The sequence below is a fragment of the Vibrio sp. 1288 genome (assembly GCF_033344475.1).
On record NZ_JAWPOX010000466.1, the window covers coordinates 1 to 727 of the forward strand.

At 47.5% G+C, this 727-nt stretch carries 1 protein-coding gene and 1 pseudogene; both read right to left on the reverse strand.

The annotated features are described in order from the left end of the window. On the reverse strand, window positions 1–443 hold a 443-nt coding region (locus R8O11_RS27415; protein ID WP_031814714.1), incomplete at its 3' end, for a transporter substrate-binding domain-containing protein. A 63-nt stretch (window positions 444–506) separates the two neighbouring features. After that, window positions 507–727 (reverse strand): annotated as a pseudogene (locus R8O11_RS27420) (aminotransferase); the annotation flags it as partial.

The window sequence follows — 727 nt, forward strand, 5'->3', positions numbered from 1 at the left end:
GAAACAAGCCATACCGCCGATGGGAAGTAGTCCTGAGAAAAGTCCAATACCTCTTCCCGCCAATCCAAAATCGTCACGCCATTGGCGATCAGATCACCCTCAATTGGCACACTGCCACCCACGACTGCGCGGTTGTGTCGGTATTGAACATCTTGACCTGTCAGCTTACCGACCATGTCACTCCACTGAGCCGGTACGTACTCATATCGCACACCTAACGAGCTCGCAAATCCTTTTACGATATCGACATCTAATCCTGTCAGCGTGTGCATTTCACCTTGCTCGATGTAAGAAACAAAATTGGCATAAGGCACACCGATATGACGAAGCACACCACGTTCACGGATTTCTTTAAGGTCATTAGACCAAGCCGAAGAAGACATCACGGACGCGGCCAAAATCGCCACTGCAGTGATGGTTCGTTTAAGTGTTTTGACTGACATTGTGTATATCCTTCCCTTCAACAAAGCGCCCATAAATGGGCGCTTGAGTGATAAACAACGACGTTAGAACGAGTAGTACAGATCAGCAATTGCTTCGACCAATCCTTCTACATCTCGCTCATCATGGAACAAGTGTGTAGAGATACGAAGCGCGTACGTGTCGTGTCCATCATCTTTGTACAGCTTGAAGTTCGTTGTACGGATGATGTAGCCATATTCTTCACGCAGACGGTCACGGAACTCAGTCAGGATTTCTTCGTTCGTCACATCATAAAATGGGTTGA